The 24,010-nt window shown below is 71.7% G+C and carries 20 protein-coding genes; 15 read left to right on the forward strand and 5 right to left on the reverse strand.

Annotation, left to right across the window (positions count from 1 at the left end; genetic code table 11):
- Positions 1-100: 100 nt before the first annotated feature.
- Positions 101-637 (reverse strand): HNH endonuclease, encoded by a 537-nt coding sequence (locus OG289_RS18405; protein WP_327315110.1) that lies wholly within the window; start codon positions 635-637, stop codon positions 101-103.
- A 324-nt stretch (positions 638-961) separates the two neighbouring features.
- On the opposite strand from OG289_RS18405, the gene OG289_RS18410 reads away from it, so the two are divergent.
- Complete coding sequence (locus OG289_RS18410) at positions 962-2,068, forward strand: mechanosensitive ion channel family protein (RefSeq protein ID WP_327315111.1); 1,107 nt, start codon at positions 962-964, stop codon at positions 2,066-2,068.
- A gap of 104 nt (positions 2,069-2,172) precedes the next feature.
- On the opposite strand, the gene OG289_RS18415 is transcribed toward OG289_RS18410, so the two are convergent.
- A complete protein-coding gene (locus tag OG289_RS18415; RefSeq protein WP_327315112.1) occupies positions 2,173-2,709 on the reverse strand; it encodes a hypothetical protein in 537 nt (178 codons plus the stop codon).
- A gap of 215 nt (positions 2,710-2,924) precedes the next feature.
- Between OG289_RS18415 and OG289_RS18420 the strand changes: the two genes are divergently transcribed.
- From OG289_RS18420 to OG289_RS18480, 13 genes are all read left to right on the forward strand, one after another.
- Positions 2,925-4,136: an ROK family transcriptional regulator gene (locus OG289_RS18420; RefSeq protein ID WP_327315113.1), complete on the forward strand. Its 1,212-nt coding sequence runs from the start codon at positions 2,925-2,927 to the stop codon at positions 4,134-4,136.
- A gap of 89 nt (positions 4,137-4,225) precedes the next feature.
- Positions 4,226-5,578 (forward strand): ABC transporter substrate-binding protein, encoded by a 1,353-nt coding sequence (locus OG289_RS18425; RefSeq protein WP_327315114.1) that lies wholly within the window; start codon positions 4,226-4,228, stop codon positions 5,576-5,578.
- 2 nt (positions 5,579-5,580) lie between these two features.
- Positions 5,581-6,549, forward strand: coding sequence for a carbohydrate ABC transporter permease (locus tag OG289_RS18430; protein ID WP_327315115.1), 969 nt, complete (start codon positions 5,581-5,583; stop codon positions 6,547-6,549).
- A gap of 1 nt (position 6,550) precedes the next feature.
- Positions 6,551-7,480 carry a carbohydrate ABC transporter permease gene (locus OG289_RS18435; RefSeq protein WP_327315116.1) on the forward strand — a complete coding sequence of 310 codons (930 nt, stop codon included), beginning with the start codon at positions 6,551-6,553 and terminating at the stop codon, positions 7,478-7,480.
- A 6-nt stretch (positions 7,481-7,486) separates the two neighbouring features.
- Positions 7,487-8,752, forward strand: a complete 1,266-nt coding sequence (locus OG289_RS18440) for a 6-phospho-beta-glucosidase (RefSeq protein ID WP_327315117.1) — start codon at positions 7,487-7,489, stop codon at positions 8,750-8,752.
- Positions 8,743-9,750, forward strand: coding sequence for an N-acetylglucosamine kinase (locus OG289_RS18445; RefSeq protein WP_327315118.1), 1,008 nt, complete (start codon positions 8,743-8,745; stop codon positions 9,748-9,750). The genes OG289_RS18440 and OG289_RS18445 overlap by 10 nt, the downstream gene beginning before the upstream one ends.
- Positions 9,751-9,939: 189 nt before the next feature.
- On the forward strand, positions 9,940-11,313 hold the full coding sequence (locus OG289_RS18450) for a hypothetical protein (protein ID WP_327315119.1): 1,374 nt from the start codon (positions 9,940-9,942) through the stop codon (positions 11,311-11,313).
- A 14-nt stretch (positions 11,314-11,327) separates the two neighbouring features.
- Entirely contained in the window at positions 11,328-12,356 is a 1,029-nt protein-coding gene (locus tag OG289_RS18455) for a glutamate ABC transporter substrate-binding protein (RefSeq protein WP_327315120.1), read from the forward strand.
- A gap of 72 nt (positions 12,357-12,428) precedes the next feature.
- The gene (locus OG289_RS18460) at positions 12,429-13,790 is read left to right on the forward strand and encodes a hypothetical protein (protein WP_327315121.1); all 1,362 of its coding nucleotides are present in this window, start codon (positions 12,429-12,431) and stop codon (positions 13,788-13,790) included.
- Between the two features lie 2 nt (positions 13,791-13,792).
- Positions 13,793-16,495: a serine/threonine-protein kinase gene (locus OG289_RS18465; protein WP_327315122.1), complete on the forward strand. Its 2,703-nt coding sequence runs from the start codon at positions 13,793-13,795 to the stop codon at positions 16,493-16,495.
- A complete protein-coding gene (locus OG289_RS18470; protein WP_442818917.1) occupies positions 16,496-17,770 on the forward strand; it encodes a PP2C family serine/threonine-protein phosphatase in 1,275 nt (424 codons plus the stop codon).
- 148 nt (positions 17,771-17,918) lie between these two features.
- Entirely contained in the window at positions 17,919-19,265 is a 1,347-nt protein-coding gene (locus OG289_RS18475) for a vWA domain-containing protein (protein ID WP_327315124.1), read from the forward strand.
- Positions 19,266-19,312: 47 nt separating this feature from the next.
- Complete coding sequence (locus OG289_RS18480) at positions 19,313-21,097, forward strand: FHA domain-containing protein (RefSeq protein ID WP_327315125.1); 1,785 nt, start codon at positions 19,313-19,315, stop codon at positions 21,095-21,097.
- A gap of 261 nt (positions 21,098-21,358) precedes the next feature.
- Here OG289_RS18480 and OG289_RS18485 read toward each other — a convergent pair whose 3' ends face one another.
- A complete protein-coding gene (locus OG289_RS18485) occupies positions 21,359-22,378 on the reverse strand; it encodes a methyltransferase domain-containing protein (RefSeq protein ID WP_327315126.1) in 1,020 nt (339 codons plus the stop codon).
- An 82-nt stretch (positions 22,379-22,460) separates the two neighbouring features.
- Here OG289_RS18485 and OG289_RS18490 point away from each other — a divergent pair, with 82 nt between their 5' ends.
- A complete protein-coding gene (locus tag OG289_RS18490; RefSeq protein ID WP_327315127.1) occupies positions 22,461-22,874 on the forward strand; it encodes a globin in 414 nt (137 codons plus the stop codon).
- A 42-nt stretch (positions 22,875-22,916) separates the two neighbouring features.
- Here the strand turns inward: OG289_RS18490 and OG289_RS18495 are convergent, their stop codons facing one another.
- On the reverse strand, positions 22,917-23,597 hold the full coding sequence (locus tag OG289_RS18495; protein WP_327315128.1) for a hypothetical protein: 681 nt from the start codon (positions 23,595-23,597) through the stop codon (positions 22,917-22,919).
- The gene (locus OG289_RS18500) at positions 23,594-24,004 is read right to left on the reverse strand and encodes an acyl-CoA thioesterase (RefSeq protein WP_327315129.1); all 411 of its coding nucleotides are present in this window, start codon (positions 24,002-24,004) and stop codon (positions 23,594-23,596) included. Before OG289_RS18500 ends, OG289_RS18495 begins: the two co-directional genes overlap by 4 nt.
- Positions 24,005-24,010 lie beyond the last annotated feature (6 nt).

Raw genomic sequence — 24,010 nt, forward strand, 5'->3', positions numbered from 1 at the left:
GAGATCGCCGTACCGTTCCCGCGCCCCAGTCGTCCCGAAGGGCCCCGTGGCCGTGCCGTCCTGCGCGTGGCGCCACGGGGCATGCAAAAGCCCGGATCGTCTAGGCGGAGATGCCGTCGATCCGGGCCAGGGCGTCGTCCGCGCCGTACGGCTGCAAGTACGGCAGCCAGCGCGGATCCCTATGGCCCGTGCCGATGATGCGCCAGGCGAGGCCGGAGGGAGGGGCGGGTTTGTGGCGCAGCCGCCAGCCGATCTCGACGAGGTGCCGGTCGGCCTTGACGTGGTTGCAGCGACGGCAGGACGCCACGACGTTGTCCCACACGTGTTTGCCCCCGCGGCTGCGCGGGACGACGTGGTCGACGCTGGTTGCGACGCCACCGCAGTACATGCACCGGCCCCCGTCCCGGGCGAACAGCGCCCGACGGGTGAGAGGAACGGGCCCCCGATAGGGAACCCGGACGAATCGCTTGAGCCGGACCACGCTGGGTGCGGGGACTGTGACGGTTGCGCTGTGCATGAAGGCGCCGGATTCCTCCAGGGAGACTGCCTTGTTCTCCAGGACGAGGACGAGCGCGCGGCGGAGCGGTACGACGCCGAGCGGCTCGTACGACGCGTTGAGGACCAGGACATGCGGCACGGATGCCTCCTTGGGCGTCGGCGGCGCGTGGCTCGCGCCGGGACGAACTGCAGTCAGTCTCTCCTCTTGCCTGGTGGACGCGCCACCATGTCCCGGTAACGGGCTGGGAGTGTTTTCGACCACACCCTGTTTTCTCCCCCGGATCATGGCCGGTTCAAGCGCAGGTGAGGACCGTCTCTCCTTCACCTATCTCGCCGAACCACTCACAATGCCCCGTTAGTGTGGTGGTTCTGCCTTTCCGATGACCTTTCCGTGACCTTGCAGTGCGTGTCGCCCCTGACCGCCGCACCGGATGGAGCAGTGCAGCACCTGGAGGTACCTGCCGTGTCTTTGCCCGCCGTCCTACTGGCCGCCGACGCGTCGCCGTCGCCGACTCCCTCGGAGTCGCCGACCGCGGTGACGGTCCCGTCCCTCCAGGACGCCCAGGAGAGCGCGACGAACGCGGCCAGCTGGGTCGAGCAGAACTGGTCGACGTGGCTGGCGATCGGGCTCAGGGTCCTGCTGATCCTGGTGATCGCGGTGGTGCTGAGAGTGGTGGTGCAGCGGGCGATCACCAAGCTGATCGACCGGATGAACCGCACCGTCGCATCCGTCGACGGCACGGCGCTGGGCGGGCTACTGGTCAACAACGAGCGGCGCCGTCAGCGCTCGCAGGCGATCGGCTCGGTGCTGCGTTCGGTGGCGAGTTTCCTGATCCTGGGCACGGCCGCGCTGATGGTGCTGGCCACCTTCGAGATCAACCTGGCCCCGCTGCTGGCCTCGGCCGGTGTCGCGGGCGTGGCGATCGGTTTCGGCGCCCGCAACCTGGTCACGGACTTCCTCTCCGGTGTCTTCATGATCCTGGAGGACCAGTACGGCGTCGGCGACCAGATCGACGCGGGCGTGGCCACCGGCGAGGTCATAGAGGTCGGCCTGCGGGTGACCAAGCTGCGCGGCGCCAACGGTGAGATCTGGTACGTCCGCAACGGCGAGGTCAAGCGGATCGGCAACCTCTCGCAGGGCTGGGCGACGGCCGGCGTCGACGTGACCGTCAAGGCGTCCGAGGACCTCGACCTGGTCAAGGCCACGCTGGACGAGGTCGCCGAGAAGATGAGCAAGGAAGAGCCCTGGAACGAGCTCCTGTGGAGCCCGATCGAGGTCCTCGGCCTGGACAGCGTCCTGCTGGACTCGATGGTCGTCCGCGTCTCCGCGAAGACGATGCCCGGCAAGTCCCTCTCGGTCGAACGCGAGCTGCGCTGGCGCGTCAAACGCGCCTTCGACGCGGCCGACATCCGCATCGTGGGCGGCGCGACCGCCCCCGCCATGGAGGACCCGGCCGACCCGGCGGCCGCGGTCGCGGCGCCGTCCGTGTTCTCCAACGCGGACTCGCCGCAGCACGCGGCGGCGACACCGATCACTCCGCAGCGGGCGACGACGCCTCCGGCGAAGTAGGCAAGCCGAGTAACCGGCCGAGTAACGCGTACGGCCGGTACGCGGAAGGCGGCATCCGGGCAGGCTCCGGGTGCCGCCTTCCGGCGTTTCCGGGGCCCGGTGTGTCACATCACGCCCCGACCGTCCGCACCACCTGGCAGGCGGCGATGAAGGCGCTCCCCCTGCGCAGTCCGGCCGCCCCCCCTGTGTCCGTCCCCGGCACGGACCTCCACCCGGGTCTCCCCGGACGCCTCGTCGCGGGACAGCATCCCCGGCACCCTGCCCTTGCCGCGGAGCGGCCGCCAGAGGAACGCGATATCGCCGTCCGGCGCCTCGACGACGTCCGACGCCCGCTCGGCCGCCCGCAGCGCGTCCCGGATCCGGGACAGGTCGCCCGGGACGGTCACCACCTGCGTCTCCTCCAGAGCCTTCAGCGTGACCGGGAGGCCCGTGCCGCGCGCCCTGCGGGCCAGGGCGAGACACGCCACGACGGCCCACACCAGGCAGATGACCGCCCAGGCCGACGGGATACCGAGGCAGCTGCGCACGTTGTCCCACCCGAGGCCCTCGTCCCACAGCTGCATCAGCAGCTGGATCAGCATCAGGGGCAGGCAATTCGCCAGCGCAGTCCGCCAGCAGGCGAGCACGAGTCTTCGATCCACGGACGTATCCAAGACCAGCAGCCTGTGACGGCCTGCACCGCCCCCTGCCCCTCCCTTCCCCTCCACCTCCCTCCACCTTGCCCCTTGACGTCCCCTTCGTGACGGGCTTACGTTCCCTTCCAGCCGATAGGAAACTTTCCTAACAGTGGCCGGAAGTGGACTTGTGTCCCGTGCCGCTGAAAAGCTGAGCAGTTCAGAAAGGCAGGTGTCGAACCATGGCAGGAACCGCCGGTACGCCGGGCACCCCTCGCGTCCTGCGCGCCATGAACGACCGCGCCGCCCTCGACCTCCTGCTGGCGCACGGCCCCCTGTCCCGCACCCGCATCGGCAAGCTCACCGGCCTGTCCAAGCCCACCGCCTCACAGCTCCTGGCCCGCCTGGAGGCGGCCGGGCTGGTCCTGGCCACCGGCACCACCGAGGGGCGCCCCGGCCCCAACGCCCAGCTGTACGAGGTCAATCCGGCCGCCGCGTACGCCGCCGGGCTCGATGTCACCCCCGAACGCGTCCTCGCCGCCGTCGCCGACGTCACCGGCCGGACCGTGGGCACGTACGAGGTGCCCACGCCCGGCAGGAAGACCGCCGGGGCCGTCGTACGGCAGGTCACCGATGCCCTCGACGGCGCGGTGAAGGCCGCGAGCCTCACCCGGGACGACGTGCGGCGGCTCGTCGTCGCCACCCCCGGCGCCTTCGACCCCACCACCGGTCGCCTGCGCTACGCCTCCCACCTGCCCGGCTGGCACTCCCCGACGCTGCTCGACGACCTCGCCGCAGCCCTGCCGATGCCGGTGGAGTACGAGAACGACGTCAACCTCGCCGCCGTCGCCGAACAACGGCTCGGCGCGGCCCGCGGCCACGAGGACTTCGTCCTCCTGTGGAACGAGGGCGGTCTCGGCGCCGCCCTCGTCCTCGGCGGCCGACTGCACCGCGGCTGGACCGGCGGCGCGGGAGAGGTGGGTTTCCTGCCCGTCCCGGGCGCACCCCTGGTCCGGCAGGTCGCCAAAGCCAACAGTGGCGGCTTCCAGGAACTGGCGGGCTCACAGGCCATCCCCCAGCTGGCCCGGGAGCTCGGCATGACCGGCATCCCGTCCGGACCGTACGCCGAGGTCGCCGCCGCGCTCGTCCAGCGGGCCGCGGCCGAGGACACGGTCCTGAACCGGCTGCTGCTCCAGACGTACGCGACCCGGCTCGCGACCGGTCTCGCCTCGCTCGTCTCCGTGCTCGACCCCGAACTCGTCGTCCTCAGCGGCGCCAGCCTGACGGCCGGCGGCGAGGTGCTGCGCGCCCTCGTCCAGGCCGAACTGGAGGAACTGGCCGCCTCCCGACCGAAGCTGGTCGTGGGCGACGTCACCGAACGGCCCGTGCTGCGCGGCGCGCTGGAGAGCGCGCTGGCGGCCACCCGCGACGAGGTCTTCGACACCTCGCGCTAGCAGCACCCCCGCAACTCCCCTTCACCACACTCTGTCCCTCACCTCACCTCACCCTGCCCTGTCCTGCCCTGTCCCTGGAAGGCTCCGCCATGCCCACACGCATACCCGAAGTCGCCCGAAAGGCGGCTTTTGCCCTGACTGCCTCAACGGCCCTGCTCCTGTCCACCACCGCCTGTACCGGCCAGGCCTCGTCCTCCGGCGCGAGCGACGACGCGTCCAAGGAACAGACCATCACCTTCTGGCACGCCTGGAGCGCGCCGAACGAGGTGAAGGCCGTGCAGGCGCTGGTCGCCGGCTTCGAGAAGGCGCACCCCAACATCCACGTCAAGGTCGTCGGCAACATGACCGACGACAAGATCAACCAGGCGCTGCGGGCGGGCGGCAGCACGGCGCCCGACGTGATCTCGTCGTTCACCACCAACAACGTCGGCAAGTTCTGCTCCTCCGGCGCGCTGGTCAACCTCAACCCGCTCTTCAAGAAGTCGGACATCGACCCGAACACCACCTTCCCGAAGGCGATGAACCAGTACACCGAGTACGACCTCGACCGCTGCGCCGTGCCGCTGCTGGGCGACGCCTACGGCCTCTACTACAACAAGACCGCGTTCGAGAAGGCCGGCATCAGCACCCCGCCGAAGACCTGGTCCGAGTTCGAGGCCGACGCCAAGAAGCTGACGATCCCCCAGGGCGACACGTACAAGCAGCTCGGTTTCATGCCGGACTACCACGGCTGGGAGACGACGACCGAGCACTACATGGGCCAGTTCTCGCCGACCTACTTCGACAAGTCCGGCAAGTCGACGATCGCCACCGACCCGGCCGTCGCGGACGCCTTCACGCTCCAGAAGAAGCTCGTCGACGAGCTCGGCGGCTTCCAGAAGCTGGAGAAGTTCCGGGCCGGTCTCGGCGACGAGTGGGGCGTCAAGCACCCCTTCCACACCGGCCAGGTGGCCATGCAGCTGGACGGCGAGTGGCGCCTCGGGATGGCCCTGGACGCCAAACCCGACTTCGAGATCGGTGTCGCCCCGCTGCCCGTGCCGGACGACCAGGCCGACCAGTACGGCAAGGGCTACATCACCGGCACCATCGCCGGTATCGCCGCCACCAGCAAGAAGCAGAACGCGGCCTGGGAACTGGTGAAGTACATGACCACCGACACGGACGCGGTGGTCGCCTTCTCCAACGCCATCCACAACGTGCCGTCCACGCTGGCCGCCCTGAAGTCCCCGGCCCTGAAGTACGACCCGCGCTTCAAGACCTTCCTCGACATCGCCGCGAACCCGAACTCGACCACCTCCCCGGCCTCGGTCAACGGCGGCGTCTACCTCACCACCATCCAGCAGCTCGGCTACGACTACGAGAGCGGCAAGCTCACCGACCTGCAGGCGGGCCTGAAGAAGGCGGCCGCGCAGATCGACACGGACATCGCGCAGGCGAAGTAGTCATGAGCGCACCCACGTTGAGGGCGAAGCGCCGGCCGTCCGGCCTCGCTGCCAAGCAGCGGAAACAGGCACTGCGCACGCTCGCCTTCCTCTCGCCCTGGCTGATCGGCTTCACGGTCTTCTTCGCGTACCCGATGATCTCGACGGTCTACTTCTCGTTCATGCACTACGACGGCTTCAGACCGCCGACGTGGAGCGGCACGAAGAACTGGACGTACGTCTTCGAGCACTACCCGTTCTTCTGGCCGGCCCTGCGCAACACCCTCTGGCTGGTCGTGATCATGGTGACGCTACGGGTCCTGTTCGGGCTCGGGATCGGCATGCTCATCACGAAGATCAAGACGGGCACGGGTGTCTTCCGGACCCTCTTCTACCTGCCCTACCTCGCCCCGCCGGTGGCCGCGACCATGGCGTTCGCGTTCCTCCTCAACCCCGGTACGGGCCCGGTCAACTCGATCCTGGAGAAGATCGGCATCCCGGCCCCGGGCTGGTTCAACGACCCGGACTGGTCCAAGCCGGCCCTGACGCTGATGTTCCTGTGGGGCGTCGGCGACCTGATGGTCATCTTCATGGCCGCGCTGCTCGACGTACCGAAGGAGCAGTACGAGGCGGCGGAACTGGACGGCGCGTCCGCGTGGCAGCGGTTCCGGTTCGTCACGCTTCCCAACATCTCGCCGATCATCATGTTCGCTGTCGTCACCGGCGTGATCGCGGCGATGCAGTGCTACACACAGCCACTCGTCGCCGGAAAGGTCGCCTCGGGCGTGATCCAGGGCGCGGGCACCATGTTCGAGCCCGGTTATCCCGAGCACTCCACGCTCACCCTCCCCCAACTCGTCTACAACCTCGGCTTCCAGCGCTTCGACTACGGCTCGGCCTGTGTCGTCGCCCTGGTCCTGTTCGCCCTGTCGATGGCGTTCACCGCGCTGTTGATGCGGCGCCGGGGCGGTCTCATCCAGGCAGGTGACTGACATGGCCCAGGACACCGCCCAGGGCACGGCCCGGGGTACGGCCCAAGTGCTGCAACGGCCGGGGGAGTCGAAGGCACCGTCCTCGCCCGCCGAGCGCACCGCCCGCCGCAAGGCGCTCCTCGAGTGGATCGCGGTCCACTCGCTCGGAGTCGCGGCCGCCCTCTTCTTCACGCTCCCCTTCGTGTTCGTGTTCCTGACCTCCCTGATGAGCGACTCGCAGGCGCTCAGCCGGGACCTGATCCCGCACACCTGGGAGTGGGCCAACTACCGGAAGGTCTTCGACACCCCCGGCTTCCTCACCTGGTGGAGGAACACGCTGATCTACGCCGGACTGGGAACAGTCCTCACAGTCGTGTCCTCCGTCCCCGTGGCGTACGCGCTGGCCAAGTTCCGCTTCCGGGGCCGCAATCTGGCGCTGATGCTGGTGATCTCGATGATGATGCTGCCTCCGCAGGTGGTCGTCATCCCGATGTACCTGTTCTGGGCGAAGCAACTGGACCTGTCGGGCACCCTGTGGCCGATGATCATCCCGCTGGCGTTCGGCGACGCGTTCTCCATCTTCCTGCTGCGCCAGTTCCTGATGACCATCCCCAACGAGTACGTGGACGCGGCGAAGGTGGACGGCTGCGGCGACCTGCGCACCCTGCTGAAGATCGTCCTGCCGATGGCGAAGCCCGGTATCGCCGCCGTCGCCCTCTTCCAGTTCTTCGCCGCCTGGAACGACTACTTCGGCCCCCAGATCTACGCCTCCGAGAACCCGGGCGCGTGGACCCTCTCCTACGCCCTGGAGTCCTTCAAGGGCGCGCACCACACCGACTGGAACCTCACCATGGCGGCCACCGTGCTGGTCATGGCCCCCGTGATCCTCGTGTTCTTCTTCGCGCAGAAGGCGTTCGTCGAAGGTGTCACCCTCACCGGAGTGAAGGGTTAACAAGGCATGAAACTCACCGTGGTCGGCGGCGGCTCGACCTACACCCCCGAACTGATCGACGGCTTCGCGCGCCTACGGGACACCCTCCCCGTCGAGGAGCTGGTCCTCGTCGACCCGGCGGCCGAACGCCTGGAGCTGGTGGGCGGGTTGGCCCGCCGCATCCTTGCCCGCCAGGACCACCCCGGCCGGATCGTCACCACCTCCGACCTGGACGCGGCCGTCGAGGGCGCCGACGCCGTGCTGCTCCAACTCCGCGTCGGCGGCCAGGCGGCACGCGAGCAGGACGAGACCTGGCCCCTGGAGTGCGGCTGCGTCGGACAGGAGACGACCGGCGCGGGCGGCCTGGCGAAGGCGCTGCGCACGGTCCCGGTGGTCCTGGACATCGCCGAACGGGTCCGCCGCACCAACCCGCACGCCTGGATCATCGACTTCACCAACCCGGTCGGCATCGTCACCCGGGCCCTGCTGGGGGCCGGCCACAAGGCGGTCGGCCTGTGCAACGTGGCGATCGGCCTCCAGCGCAAGTTCGCGGCCCTCCTCGACGTCACCCCGGCCGACCTCCACCTGGACCACGTGGGGCTCAACCACCTCACCTGGGAGACGGGGGTGCGCCTGGACGGCCCCGAGGGCGAGGACGTCCTGCCGCGCCTGCTCACCACCCACGCCGACACGATCGCCGCCGACCTGCGGCTGCCCCGCGAGCTCCTGGACCGTCTGGGCGTCGTCCCGTCCTACTACCTGCGCTACTACTACGCGCACGACGAGGTCGTACGGGAACTGCGCACCAAGCCGTCCAGGGCCGCGGAAGTGGCGTCGATGGAACGCGAGTTGCTGGCGCTGTACGCCGACCCGGCCCTGGACGAGAAACCGGCGCTGCTGGCGAAACGCGGCGGCGCGTACTACTCGGAGGCGGCGGTGGACCTGGCGGCGGCCCTGCTCACCGGCTCCGGCAGCCCGTACCAGGTGGTGAACACCCACAACAACGGCACGCTCCCCTTCCTCCCGGACGACGCGGTGATCGAGGTCCAGGCGGCGGTGGGGCCCAAGGGCCCGGCCCCGCTCCCCGTGGCGCCGGTGGACCCCTTGTACGCGGGCCTGATGGCGAACGTGACGGCCTACGAGGACCTGGCCCTGGAAGCGGCCCTGCACGGCGGCCGCCACCGCGTCTTCAAGGCCCTCCTCGCCCACCCGCTGATCGGCCAGTACGAGTACGCCGAGCAACTGACCGACCGACTGATCACACACAACCGGGAGCACCTCGCGTGGGCCTGACGGCAAGTGTGCTCGCCATCGACGCGGGCAACAGCAAGACCGACGTCGCGGTCGTGGCATCCGACGGGGAGGTCCTCGCCACGGCCCGCGGCGGCGGCTTCCGCCCGCCCGCGGTGGGCGTGGAGGCGGCGGTGGACGCCCTGGCCGACACCGTCACGCGCGCGTACCGGGCGGCCGGCGTCACGACGGCGACCCACGTCTCCGCCTGCCTGGCCAACGCCGACCTGCCGGTCGAGGAGGACCAGTTGGCGGCGGCCCTGCACGCGCGCGCGTGGGGCGCGTCCGTGGACGTCCGCAACGACACGTTCGCGATCCTGCGGGCGGGCGTGGCCGACCCCCGGGGCGTGGCCGTCGTCTGCGGCGCCGGCATCAACTGCGTGGGCATGCGCCCCGACGGCCGCACGGCCCGCTTCCCGGCCCTGGGCCGTCTCTCCGGCGACTGGGGCGGCGGCTGGGGCCTGGCCGAGGAGGCCGTCTGGCACGCGGCGCGGGCGGAGGACGGCAGAGGCGGCCCCACGGCCCTGGCGAGCACGCTCCCGGCCCACTTCGGCCTCCCGACCATGTACGCCCTGATCGAGTCCCTCCATCTGGAGCACATCCCCCCGTCCCGCCGCCACGAACTGACGCCGGTCCTCTTCTCGACGGCGACGGACGGAGACGGGGTGGCGCGTGCGATCGTCGACCGCCTGGCGGAAGAGGTCGTGACCATGGCGGCGGTGGCGCTGACGCGCCTGGAGCTGCTGGAGGAGGAAACACCGGTACTCCTGGGGGGAGGCGTCCTGACGGCGGGCCACGAACAGCTGGACGACCGCGTGAGAGAACTACTGGCGGCAAGGGCGCCGAAGGCGGTGGCGAGGGTGGTGCGCGCACGGCCGGTGCTGGGGGCGGCGCTGTTGGGCCTCGACCGACTGGGGGCGGGGGCGGAGGTGCAGGGGTCGGTGCGGGCCCACTTCGAGCAGTCCGGCCCGTCCGGGGGTCCCCCCTCCGGGGGAGTTTGAGGACGAGGCCCGTTCAGGGCCGAAGCGGGGGTCCGGGGGCGGCTGCCCCAGGGAACCGAACGTGAGCGCACGACGTATTCATGAACAGGGGTGACTGCGATCTGATCAAGATCCAGTGAAGGCCGGTGCGCACGACACCTCCCGCCAGCGATACTTACCGGCGGAGATGACCATGGGGGAGGTCAAGCAGTGGCAAACCTGGCAAGCCCGCCGACCAGCACGGCGCCACCGCCGACACGCCGTACGGCATTCGCCGAGGGCGTGGACAAGGCGCGCGCGGCGGCGACCACGGAGCCGGGCCGACTCCGCATCATCGGCGCCCTCCTCGCGCTCCTCGTCCTGGCCTTCGGCGCCGTGACGGCCTGGCAGACGACCGAGCGCGAGGCCGCCGCCGACGACGTGCTGCACAAGAGCCAGCCGCTCAGCACGGCCGCCGCCGACATCTACCGCTCCCTCGCCGACGCCAACACGGCCGCCTCCAGCGGATTCCTGGCGGGCGGCCAGGAGACGGCGGCCTCCCGGCAGCGCTACGAGGACGACATCGACACGGCCGCCGCCAAACTCGTCACCGCGGCCAACAACGCCGACCCCGGCTCCCCCTCCACGGCGGCGATCACCAAGCTGAACAAGCTGCTGCCCGAGTACAAGGGCCTGGTCGAACGCGCGCGGACGTACAACCGGCAGGGCTTCCCGGTCGGCGGCGCCTATCTGCGGTACGCGAACCAGAAGATGCAGGAGGAGATGCTCCCGGCGGCCGAGGATCTCTACAAGAAGGAGAACCAGCGCCTCCAGGACGACTACGGCGACGCCACCCCCTACCCGTGGGCGGCGATCGCGCTGGGCGTCCTCGCGCTGGCCGGCCTCGCCTGGGCGCAGCACCGCAACTACCGCCGTACGAACCGGGTCCTGAACCACGGTCTGGTCGCCGCGTCGGCGGCCACCACCGTCGTCCTGCTCTGGCTGGTCGTCGGCCACAGCGTGGCCCGCGCGGGGCTCAACGACTCCTACGACAACGGCGTCCGCTCGCTGAACGTCCTGCACGACGCCCGGATCGCCTCCCTCAAGGCGCGCGGCAACGAGAACCTGACGCTGGTGGCGCGCGGCGCCGAGACGGTGAAGGTGACGGCCGACGGCAAGGACGTCACCCTCGACAAGTACGACCACGACTTCACCACCGACATGACCACCCTCGGCAAGGGCCTCACCCTGGCGGCTGAGCTCGCCGACGACCAGTCGGGCGAGAAGCCGGTCGCGTCGGCCGAGAGCAACATGGCGGAGTGGAAGAAGCGCCACACCGAGGCCCGCGCGCAGGACGACAACGGCAACTACGAGCAGGCACTGGCCCTGGTCATCGGCGGCAAGGACGCGACCGGTGCGTGCTTCGACAGCGTCGACGAGAACCTCGCGGGCGCGCTCGCGCACGAGCAGGCCGAGTTCAAGCAGGCGGCCGGGGACGGGCTGGACGCGATGACCGGCCTGGCGGTCGGCGCCGCCGTGCTCGCCGTGCTGGGCGCCGCGGGCGCGGTCCTCGGCATCGGCCGCAGGCTGTCGGAGTACCGGTGAAAGGGGGCGTGACGATGCGCGCGCAACGTGTGCGGGCCGGCCTGAAGGGCTGGGGCGGGGTAGGTGCGATGGCGGTCGTCTGCGCCCTCGCGCTGGCCTTCGTCCTGCTGCTGCCGTGGGCGCAGTCCCACGGCGACGGAAGCACGGGGCAGGCCGGCCAGGCCGTCGCCCAGGGCAGCCCGGTGGCCGACGCCACCTGCACGGCCCCGGAGAAGCAGACGCCGGCGCCGTCGAGCGCGGACGGCCCGACGATCGCCGCGATCAAGGCCCGGCAGGGCGAGAAGCGCAAGCTGATCGTCGGCGTCGACCAGAACAGCTACCGCTGGGGCTACCGCGACCCCAACAACACCGGCGCGGAGCTGGAGGGCTTCGACATCGACCTGGTGCACCGGATCGCCCAGGACATCCTCGGCGACCCGGACGCGGTCCAGTTCAAGGCCATCCCGACCAACCAGCGCGTCCCGGCCATCCAGGAGGGCCGGGTCGACATGGTGGTGCGCACGATGACGATCTCCTGCAGCCGCCTCGCCGATGTCGCTTTCTCCGCGCCGTACTTCAAGACGGGCCAGCAGGTCCTCGCCCCCAAGTCCTCGACGATCACCGGCTACAACGACTCGCTGGCGAAGAAGAAGGTCTGCACGGCGACCGGTTCGACGGCCAACACCAAGCTCAGCGACGACAAGAAGGCCGACCGGCTGCCCGCCACCGTCGACATCGCCACCACCGTCCCCAACCAGCTCGACTGCCTGGTCCGGTTGCAGCTCGGCGAGGTCGACGCGGTGGTCACCGACGGCGCGCTGGCGGCCAGTCAGGCGGCCCAGGACCCCACGGTCGAGCTCAAGGGCGCCCCGTTCACGGCCGAGTACTACGGAGTGGCGATGAAGAAGGACGCGAGCGATCTGGTACGCCGGGTCAACCAGATCCTGGTGGAGTACCGCGCGAGCGGCTGGCAGGCCTCGTACGACAAGTGGCTGTCGGCGACACTGGGCAGTGACGCGGCGACGTCGAAGCCGCCCGCGCCGCAGTACCTGCGCACGAGTTGACGGGCGCCGAGGAACATCGGGCGGGCGGCAGCGGACCAGGCGAAGAACCGACAAGGCAGCGAGAGGTGATCGATGGGCGTCACGGGACCCCCCGGGCCGGTGATGGACCGGGACGAGGTCGACCGTGCGCTGGCGCGGCTCGGCGCGGAGCACGAGGCGATCGAGACCTCGCTTCTCGCCCTGCAGGACCACGCGGGCCGCAGGCTGCTGGAGGGCGCCGAGCTCACCGGTGTCACCAAGGAGCGCTGGGCGTCCGCGGAGGCGTCGATCACGCTGCTGTGGGCGTACTTCGACGCGTACACGGACGCGCTGCGTGGCGCCCGCGAGATCCGTTCGCGCCGCCGCTGGTCCAGCCGTGAGGACCTGGTGGAGCTGACGGAGCTGCTGCGCGGAGAGTCCGTCACGGTCGCCGGATCGATCGCGGGATCGGTCGCCGGTTCCTTCGCCGGATCGGCCACCGCCACGGCCAACGCGCCCACGCTGCACGGCACGGGCAAGCTCAGCCAGAGCTTCTCCCTCACGACCCTCGTCGACCGCATGAACGAGCTGTACGCGTCGTCGCTGGACATGGTCGTCGCCGCCGACGCGGTGTGGTCGGCGCTGCCCGCCCGGATAGATTTACTGGCCGCGGAGCTCCAGCGCACCCGCCGGCTCGCGCACTCCGTCGGCGTCCGCCCGGGCGAGCACCCCGCGGGCGACGACCTGGAACGCATCACCCGCACGCTGACCTCCCTGCGCGAGCAGGTGGTGTCGGACCCGCTCGCGTACTGGGTGCGCGCGCAGGGCAGTTCGGCGCCGGGCGGCGGCCGTCCCGACACCACGGTGTACGACCGTGAGGCGCGCGCCCTGGAGGACGTACGCCGGGAGATCGACGCCGTACTGACGGTCCGCCAGGACGCGGAGCAGCGGCTGGTGAAGCTGCGGGACATCCTCAGCCGCGCCGACCGCACGCTCGCCGAGGCGCGCATCGCGCGCGGTGAGGTGCTCGCGAAGATCGCCGCGACCGAGGTGCCGGTGGTCAGCGGACCGCCGACCGTGCTCCAGGAGCAGCTCGCGACGGCCGCCGAGTACCGTCGGCACGCCCAGTGGCACCGCCTGTCCCCGCTCCTGGAGTCCCTGGAGCAGAAGGCGGAGGACGAACTGCTGCGCGCCCGCGAGTCGTTGACCGCGGTCACCCAGCCACTGGCGGTCCGCGCGGAGCTGCGCGGGCGCCTCGACGCGTACAAGGCGAAGGTCGCCCGGCACGGGCTCGCCGAGGACCCGTTCCTCATCGAGCGCTACGACGCGGCGCGCCGCATGCTGTGGAGCGCGCCCTGCGATCTGCGCGTCGCCGAACAGGCCGTGCTGCGCTACCAGCAGGCGGCCGCCGAACAGCTCGCGGCGCCTCGCGCGGCGGATCAGGGCGGACCTCAGGACCGTAGGGGGGAGCAGTAGCCATGAGTCAGGCAGGGCAGTCGTGTCAGCGGCCGGGCTGCGAGGGGTCGTACGAGGACGTGGGCGGCGGTGAGCTGTACTGCGACACCTGCGGTCTGGCGCCGGTCGTCTCGTCTGGGGGTCCCCCCTCTGGGGGAGGCATGGTCGCCTCACCGCCGACCGGGGTGACGGCGGGCGGCAAGGACTCGTCGGGCAGCACCGGTTCGCGTTCCAGCTCGCGCAGCGCCCGCAGCTCTCGTACGTCGTCCCAGTCGGCGAAGTCGCGCCGCTCGGTGTCCGGGCGGCTGTCGCGCTCGCTCTCGGGCAAGTCGACGGGCCGCTCGGTGTCGGTGCGCTCCTCCGGCTCGTCGGCCGGTTCCTCCGGGCGGGCCCGGCTCGGCGTCGGCCTGGTCTCGGTGCCGCAGGTGCCGCGTCCCGACCCGCGCGCGATGGTCCTCGACAACCCCGAGGTGCCCGAGCGCAAGCGGTTCTGCTCGCGCTCCGACTGCGGGGCGCCGGTGGGCCGCGCGCGCGGCGAGCGGGAGGGCCGTACGGAGGGCTTCTGCACCAAGTGCGGCCACCCGTACTCCTTCGTCCCGAAGCTGAAGGCCGGCGACGTCGTGCACGGCCAGTACGAGGTCGCGGGCTGTCTGGCGCACGGCGGCCTCGGCTGGATCTACCTCGCCGTGGACCGCGCGGTGTCCGACCGGTGGGTGGTCCTGAAGGGCCTGCTGGACACGGGTGACCAGGACGCGATGGCCGCCGCGATCTCCGAGCGGCGCTTCCTCGCCGAGATCGAGCACGCCAACATCGTGCGGATCTACAACTTCGTGGAGCACCTCGACCAGCGCACCGGCTCGCTCGACGGCTACATCGTCATGGAGTACGTCGGCGGCAAGTCCCTGAAGGAGATCGCCAACGCCCGCCGCACGGCCGAGGGCAAGCGGGACCCGCTGCCGGTCGAGCAGGCGTGCGCGTACGGCATCGAGGCCCTGGAGGCGCTCGGCCACCTGCACAGCCGCAACCTGCTGTACTGCGACTTCAAGGTCGACAACGCGATCCAGACCGAGGACCAGCTCAAGCTGATCGACATGGGCGCGGTCCGGCGCGCGGACGACGACGAGTCGGCCATCTACGGCACGGTCGGCTACCAGGGCCCGGAGGTCGCGGAGGTCGGCCCGTCGGTCGCCTCCGACCTGTACACGGTGGGCCGTACGCTCGCCGTCCTGACCTTCGACTTCCAGGGCTACACGACCGTCTTCGTCGACTCCCTGCCCGACCCCGACAACATCGAGGTCTTCCGCCAGTACGAGTCGTTCTACCGGTTCCTCGTCCGCGCCACCGACCCCGACCCGGCCCGCCGGTTCGCCTCCGCGCAGGAAATGGCGGAGCAGCTGACGGGCGTCCTGCGCGAGGTCGTCTCGCTGCAGAGCGGCCGGGCACGGCCCGCGCTGTCGACCCTGTTCGGCCCCGAGATCAAGGTCACGGACACCGAGCTGTTCCCGAAGCTGGACGGGGAGGTGTCGCGGCTGGGGGCCCGGGTCGCGGTCAAGTCCCGAAGTTTGTTCGGGAGTTCGGGGACCACGGCGGCTCTCGGCGGCGGGACGGGCGGTGCGCTCGCGCCGTCCGGCGGCACCGCACCCGCCCTGTCCGCCGCCCCCGGCGCCGCTCCCGCGCTCGCCTTCGCGGGCGCCCCCGGCGGCGCGCTGCCGGTGGCCGGTTCCGGTGGCGGTGGCGGTGGCGTCGCCGCGTCGTCCGGCGGCGGGTCCGCCACCGTCCCGGGCGGCCTGGTGAAGACCGTTCCCGCGCCCGCCACGGCCCTCGCGCTGCCCGTCCCGCACGTCGACCCCTCCGACCCCAACGCGGGCTTCCTCGCAGGCCTGTTGACCTCCGCGCCGGGCGAGCTGATCACAGCGCTCGCCGCCGCGCCGGCGCCCTCGGTCGAGACCCGGCTGCGGCAGATCCGCGCCTGGCTGGAGAACGGCGACCACCAGGCCGCCCCCATGTCCCTCCAGAAGCTGGAGGGCGAACGGCCCGACGACTGGCGGGTGGTCTGGTACCGAGGTGTGGCCTCGCTGGTCACCGGCGACCACGAGGGCGCCGCGCTCGCCTTCGACGCGATCTACGACGCCTTCCCGGGCGAACCCGCGCCCAAGCTGGCGCTCGGCCTGTGCGCGGAGGTGCTGGGGCAGCTCGACAACGCCGCCGAGTACTACCGCCTGGTGTGGTCGACCGACCCCAGCTATGTGAGCTCCGCTTTCGGCCTGGCCCGCGTGCAGATCGCGGCCGGGGACCGCAAGGGTGCCGTACGGACGCTGGAGTCGGTGCCGGAGTCCTCCATCCACTACACGGCGGCCCGGGTGGCGGCCGTGCGCGCCCGGCTCCGGCAGCGGACGGCCCTCGCCTCCGACGTACCCTTCCTGGAGGACCTCACCGCCGCCGCGGCCCAGGTCGAGGCGCTGGAGGCGTACGGTCTGGATCCGACGCGCCGCGAGCAGTTGTCCGCGGAAGTCTTCGGCTGTGCCCTTGACTGGATACTCTCCGGTGGCCGGGGCGCGGGACCGGACGCCCGGCGGGTGCTGCTCGGCAGCGAACTGGACGAGCGGGGGCTGCGCTTCGGCCTGGAGCGCTCGTACCGCACGCTGGCCCGGCTGGCGACCGGCGGTGAGGAGAGGATCGACCTGGTGGAACGTGCCAATCGTTACCGCCCCCGGACGTGGGTGTAGTTGATGTCGCAGATGCCCCGGCAGGCCGCCCTGCCGACGTGTCCGAGCTGTGCGGAGCCGCTCGACGCGGGTGACCGTTTCTGCGGTGCGTGCGGATACGACCTGTCCGCCGTACCGCCCGGCCCGGACGACCACCCGACCCTCACGATGAACGGCTCGGCCCAGCCGTCCCCTCCGGAGGGGACCCCGGTGAGCGGTACCGCCGTGCCGGGCGCCGGTGTGAGCGGAACGACCGTGTCGGGCGCCGGTGTGAGCGGTGTCTCCGGTGTCCGGTTCGACCGGCCCTCGGAGCCGGACGAGTACGCGCTCCAGGCGCCGGACCCCCGGGTGGCGGCCGAGGCCGCCGTGGTGGCCGAGCCGGCCAAGGTGTGCGTGGCCTGCCGCGCGGGCCGGGTCGACGACGACGGGTACTGCGAGAACTGCGGGCACGCCCAGCCCCGCGAACGCGACCACATGGAACTGGAGTCGGGCCCGCTGGCCGCCGTCAGCGACCGCGGGCTGCGTCACCACCGCAACGAGGACTCCTTCGGCCTCGGCCGCACCGCCCTGCCCGACGGCTCCCCCGCGCTCGTGGCGATCGTCTGTGACGGCGTGTCCTCCGCGACCCGCCCCGACGACGCCTCCCTCGCCGCGTCGAAGGCGGCCAGCGAGTCGCTGCTGGCGGCCCTGCCGCAGGGCACGCATCCCCAGCAGGCCATGCACGAGGCGATCGTCGCCGCCTCGTACGCGGTCAACGCGCTGGCCGACGAGCCGGCCACGGCCCGCGAGCACGCCCCGCACCAGAACGCTCCCGCCTGCACCCTGGTCGGGTCGATCGTCACGCCCGGGCTGCTGGTCGTCGGCTGGGTCGGCGACAGCCGCGCCTACTGGGTCCCGGCGGACCGCAGTTCACCCCCGGCCCGGCTCACCGAGGACGACTCGTGGGCCGCGCAGATGGTCGCCGCGGGCCTGATGAGCGAGGCGGAGGCGTACGCCGACGAGCGCGCCCACGCGATCACCGGCTGGCTCGGCGCCGACGCCTACGAACTGGAGCCGCACACCGCTTCCTTCAAGCCGGACCGGCCGGGTGTGGTCGTGGTGTGCACGGACGGCCTGTGGAACTACGCCGAGGCGGCGGAGGAGATGGCCGAGGTCGTCCCGCCGGACGCCTCCGTACGCCCTCTGCACAGCGCGCGCGTCCTGGTCGGCCACGCCCTGGACGGCGGGGGCCACGACAACGTAACAGTGGCCGTCGTGCCGTTCCCCGCCCCCGCGCAGGGGGCAGGATCGGCCTGAGGGCCGCAAACCGGAAACACGGGGAAACACAGGCAACTCGGGAAAACACGGGAAGCACGGGGAAGCACGCGTACGGACCGGTGGGGACCGGTCCGTATCCAGACATCGCTCCACGAGCGTGGGGTTTTCGAGGGGGATCTGAGTAGGCATGGCCAATTTCTCGAAGTCGAACGTGCCGCAGTTCTCGGTGGACGTCTATCAGAACGAGTACCTGCCGGAGGGCGGGCGCGAGGTCAACGCGATCATCACGGTGACCGCCACTGGCGGCGGCACGGTGGGCAGCGCGGTCGCCGCGCCGCACCTCTACTCGGCGGGCCAGAACCCGTCCGCCGCCGTGGCGATCATGGTGGACTGTTCCGGCTCGATGGACTACCCGCCGACCAAGATGCGCAACGCCCGCGACGCCACCGCCGCCGCCATCGACACCCTCCGCGACGGGGTGCACTTCGCGGTGATCGGCGGCACGCACGTCGCCAAGGAGGTCTACCCGGGCGGGGGCCGGCTGGCGGTCGCCGACGCGACCACCCGCGAGCAGGCCAAGCAGGCGCTGCGCCGGCTGAGCGCGGGCGGCGGCACGGCGATCGGCACCTGGCTGCGCCTGGCCGACCGTCTGCTGTCCACCGCCGACGTCGCCATCCGGCACGGCATCCTGCTCACCGACGGCCGCAACGAGCACGAGGCACCGCAGGACCTCAAGGCCGCTCTCGACGACTGCGCCGGACGTTTCACCTGTGACGCCCGCGGCGTGGGCACCGACTGGGAAGTGAAAGAAGTCACAGGGATCGCCTCCGCCCTGCTCGGCACCGCCGACATCGTCGCCGACCCGGCCGGCCTCGCCGCCGACTTCACGCAGATGATGGAGACGGCGATGGGCAAGGAGGTCGCCGACGTCGCCCTGCGGCTGTGGACCCCGGTCGGCACCGCCATCAAGTTCGTCAAGCAGGTCGCGCCGACGGTCGAGGAACTGACCGGACGCCGTACGGAGGCGGGCCCGCGCGCGGGCGACTACCCCACCGGTTCCTGGGGCGACGAGTCCCGCGACTACCACGTGTGCGTCGAGGTCCCGACCGCGAACATCGGCCAGGAGATGCTGGCCGCGCGGGTGTCCTTGGTGATCCCGCAGCCGGACGGCGCGGTGCAGAACCTGGGCGCGCAGGGTCTCGTACGGGCCGTGTGGACCGACGACATGGCCGCCTCCACGTCGATCAACCCTCAGGTCGCGCACTACACCGGCCAGGCCGAACTGGCACAGGTCATCCAACAAGGGTTGGATCTGCGCAAAGCGGGAGATATGGATGGAGCAACGGCCAAACTGGGCCGCGCCGTCCAGCTCGCGAGCGTCTCGGGGAACGCGGATACTGCGAAACTGCTTGCGAAGGTGGTGGACGTGGTCGACGCGACGACAGGTACTGTGCGACTGAAGGCGAAGGTCGCGGACGCCGACGAGATGACGCTCGAGACCCGGTCCACAAAGACTGTTCGTGTAAAGAAGTGACCTGAAAGAGCTTTTGGGACACGAAGGAGAGAGGGGGACGCGCCGACATGCCGACCTGCCCGAACGGACACCAGTCGGGTTCCGACGACTGGTGCGAGGTCTGCGGTCACCGCATGGCCGGTGCCGTACCCCCGCCCCCTCCCCCGCCACCCCCGGCCCCCGGCGGCGGCTACGGCTTCCCGCCGCCCCCGCAGGGCCCCGGCCAGGCCGGCGGACGGCACCTGTCCTCCGTACCGGATCACGAGCCCGAGCTCTGCCCGCAGTGCCGTACGCCCCGTGAGGGCGGTGCGCCGTTCTGCGAGGAGTGCCGATGGAACTTCCTGACCAACACGGCGACCTCGTACACCCCGGCCGCGCCGCGCCCGCCGGCGCCCGGCCCCGGCGCGGGGCAGGGTTTCGGGCCCGGGCCCGGAGGGCCGGGTCCTGGTGGCGGCGGTCCTGACGCGCGCTTCCAGCCGCCGCCTCCGTCGTACGGGGGCAGCGACTCGTTCGAGTACCAGAGCTCCCGCCCGTCGCAGGTGAACCGTCCCGCCGAACCGATCCCGTCGGGCCCGCCGTTCGGCGGCGACCCGTCGGGACGGCCCGGGGGTCCTGGCGGCCAGGGCGGTCCTGGTGGCCAGGGTAGGCACGGTGGCCCCTCGGGTACTGTCGGCGGTCCCCCGCCGGGCGCCTACGGGCGCGATCCTTCCGGTCCCTCCGGCCCCTCCGGTCCGGGTGGCGACCTCTTCGGGCAGCCGTCCGCTCCCGGTGGGCGTCCCCCCGGCCCGCCCGGGGATCCCTTCGGACGTGAGCCTTCCGGTCCGCCCGCGGACCCCTACCGGCGTGAGCAGACCGGGCAGTCCTCCGGCCCCTTCGGACGTGAGCCTTCCGGTCCGTCCGGCGACCCCTTCGGACGCGAGCCCTCCGGCCCCGGTGGCCGTCCCCCCGGTCCGCCCGGCCCCGGTCCGTCGGGTCCCGGCGGCCCGGGTGGTCCGTCCGGCTTCGGCGGCGACCCTTCGCGGCCGGTTCCGCCGCCGCCCGGGCCCACGCCCGCGGCCGGCCCCGGCTTCCCGGGTCAGGGAGGCTTCGGCGGCCCTGGTGGCCCCGGAGGCCCTGGCGGCCACGGGGGGCAGGGTGGTCCCGGAGGCCCCGGGGGTCAGGGGCGTCCCGGAGGTCAGGGCGGTCCTGGGGCTCCGCAGGCCTTCCAGCCGTCCGGTCCGTCGGCCCCGTCCGGCTTCCCGCAGGAGACGGGCCGTCCGCAGCCGGGCGGCCAGCCCTTCGGTGGCGGTGACGACGACTGGGTGATCTCCCCGCCGTCGAACACGGGCCCCGGCCAGGGAGATCCCAGGAGCCCCGGTGCGGGCCAGGGCGGCGGTGGCTACGGCTACCCGCAGCCCGGCGCCACTCAGGCACCGCCCCCGTCCGGCCCGGCGTTCCCGCAGCAGCCGGCGACGTGGACGGCGACCATCGGTCCGGACCGCGCGTACTTCATGGCGATGATGCACCGCTCGGGCCCCGAGGCCGCGGGCCTGAACCTGCCCGCGTACTCGCCCGAGCAGCAGCGCACGCTCACCGGCAACCAGATCACCATCGGCCGCCGCCGCCACTCCACCGGCGAGACCCCCGACATAGACCTGTCGGTGCCGCCGGAGGACCCGGGCGTCTCGCACCAGCACGCGGTGCTGGTCCAGCAGCCGGACGGCAGCTGGGCGGTCGTCGACCAGAACTCGACGAACGGCACGACGGTCAACGGCTCGGAAGAACCGATCCAGCCGTTCGTCCCGATACCGCTCCAGGACGGCGACCAGGTGCATGTGGGTGCCTGGACGACGATCACGATCCGCCGCGGCTGAGCGGCTGCACGACCGAGCGGCCGGGCACGGGGGCTGGTGCCATGACAGGCGACGTTGGCCCCGTCGCGACGCCCGGCACGCTCCCCCACGGCCGCAAAGGCGTGGGAGGTGCCCCCACTCGCCGCACCGGCCGAAGACCCAGGTACAGGTACGTCCAGTACGAGGGCCTTCGGCCGGCACTCCCCCAGCCTTCGGCCGGGGGACCCCCAGAGCACGCACCGGACGCCGCTCCTTCACGGGCAAACGCTGCCTGCCACGGCACTAGACCTCGACGAGGCCGGGTTCCGAGGAATCCGGCAGGGGCCACGCGTACGGCCCCTCCGGTTCGTCCAGCCACGCCCACGCGTGCTCGGCGCCGACCGTGATGCCGAAGCGCTCCCGTTCGGGCATGCCCTCGCGCTCCCACAGGGCGCACGCCTCCTGGGGGTCGAGGGTGCCCCGGGTCAGGGCCAGCAGGAAGCGGAACAGCTCGCTCTCCCGCGCCCGGCGCGGTACCCCGGCGAGCGCCACGTGCTCCGGCTCGGGCCGGTCCGACCCGCGCAACGGCACGAAGTACGCCGCGGTGTGCAGGAAGCGGCCCTCGGCGTGTCCGGCGTCCCTGACGGTCAGCGCGATCAGCCCGGTGGCCAGCGGCGCCAGGATCAGGGCACCGGGGGCGCACTGGGCGAGCCAGGCGCGCGGGATCGACGTCAGCGTGCAGGTCGCGATGATCCGGTCGAAGGGGGCGTGCTCGGGAACCCCGCGCGCCCCGTCCCCGGTGACGACGGTCGGCCGGTACCCGGTGGCGGCGAGGTGCCGGCGGGCCGACTCGGTGATCTCCGGGTCGAGATCGACGGTGGTGACGTTCTCCTCACCGAGTCGGTACGACAGCAGGGCCGCGTTGTATCCGGTCCCCGCGCCGATCTCCAGGACGTTGTCGCCGTCCTCGACCCGCAGCTCGGCCAGCATCTGCGCCATCAACGAGGGCTGGCTGCTGGAGGAGAGCAGCACACCGTCGCGCAGCCGGGTGGCCAGCGGAACGTCCTCGTACGCGCCGCGCACCCAGCGTTCCCGGGTGCGCGGGTCGGGGCTCTCGCCCCAACGCCGCTCGTAGCCACCGCCGACGACACGGCCGACGGCGTAGTAGTACGGCACGAACAGGTGACGCGGGACCGTCGCGAAGGCCGCCCGCCACCCCGGGTCGGCCGCGAAGGCTCCGCTCGCCTCGATCTCACGGACCAGCTCGGCCCGCGCCGAGGCGGCGAGGTCTTCCAGATTCCTGTCCACAGCGTGGGCGCCCATGCCTCCACTGTGCGGCGGAACCCGTCCCGAGGCGAACGTGGTGGTCCTAGGCCCCAAGTCCTCCGTCTCCCCGTCTGAGACCATGGGAGACGTGAAAGAGATTCGGCGCGGCACGCTTCAGGAGCAGACCTTCTACGAGCAGGTCGGTGGGGAGGAGACCTTCCGCCGGCTGGTCCACCGTTTCTACGAGGGAGTCGCCGAGGACCCGATCCTGCGCCCCATGTACCCGGAGGAGGACCTGGGTCCGGCCGAGGAGCGTTTCGCGCTGTTCCTCATGCAGTACTGGGGCGGTCCGACGACGTACAGCGAGAACCGCGGCCACCCGCGGCTGCGCATGCGGCACGCCCCGTTCGTCGTGGACCGGGCCGCGCACGACGCCTGGCTGAAGCACATGCGGGACGCGGTCGACGAGCTCGGTCTGTCCGAGGAGCACGAGCAGACGCTGTGGAACTACCTGACGTACGCGGCCGCGTCGATGGTGAACACCCCGGAGTAGGCCCTGAGAGGGGCATGAAGCGTGTGGGGGGCGTGAGGGGCGTCAGCGGACGCTGACGTCGAGCATCCCGAGCTGTCCCGCGCGCCGTACGGCGATCGACCCGTACGGGGTGCGCAGCCGCAGCCACCCGCCGAGCGAGAGCAGCGCGAGGTCCCCCGAGCCCGCCGAGGGCCGCAGGAAACCGAGCGACTGAGCCGCGTGCACGGCCCGCACGGGAAGGCCGGTGTCCCCGGCCGTCCGGGACCAGATCTCCCGCCCGATCCGGTCGAGTTCGGCGCGCGTGCGCAGCTCGTCCGCCAACTCCTCGGTACGGGACCGGAACTCGGCGACGGCCGCACCGACCATCGCCCGCAGCGCGTCCGGAGCGGGCAGCCCCGGCTCGGGCCGCCACCCACCGCGCGGCGGCAGCACACCGGCCCACGGCGGCCCGGTGACGGCCGCGGGGACGACGGCCGTGGCGGCACTCTCGTCGACGGACTCCAGCAGCTCACCGGCCGACACCGTCACGTCCAGCGTGACGTCGAGGCCGTTCTCGTACGGCTTGGCCAGCCGGACCGCGCGGATCGCGAGCACCTCGAAGGACGGCGGGCGCCCGAAGACGGCGAGCGCGGTGCCGGCCGCCTGGAGGCGCACCGCTGCTCCACGGTCGTAGTGGAGCAGCCGGGAGAGGAAGGCCGCGAGGTCCGCCGCCTCCCCCTCGTCGGCGAGGTGGAGCACCGTCATGCGGCGACGGCCTCCTTGTTGTCGTCCCGGTACTCGGCGAGGAACTCCCGCTCCTCGGCGGTGAGCCGACGCGGGCGCTGCGTCTCGAAGTCGAACGGCACGATCACCGTCGAGGCCCGGACGTAGACCTGGTCGCCGTCCTTCACCTCGTAGGTGATGGTGAAGGACGCCGCCCTTATCTCCGTGATCCACAGCTCGATGTCCACGGGCGTGTGCCGGTGGACGAGCTGCCGCTTGTAGTCGATCTCGTGGCGCGCCACCACGGACCCCTGCTTGAAGTCCTTCTCCGGACGGAACAGGAAGTCGATACGGGCTTCCTCCAGGTACCGGAGGAAGACCACGTTGTTGACGTGGCCGTACGCGTCCATGTCCGCCCAGCGCAGCGGGCAGCGGTAGATGTGGCGCAAGATCGA

Source organism: Streptomyces sp. NBC_01235, assembly GCF_035989285.1.
Classification (GTDB): Bacteria; Actinomycetota; Actinomycetes; order Streptomycetales; family Streptomycetaceae; genus Streptomyces.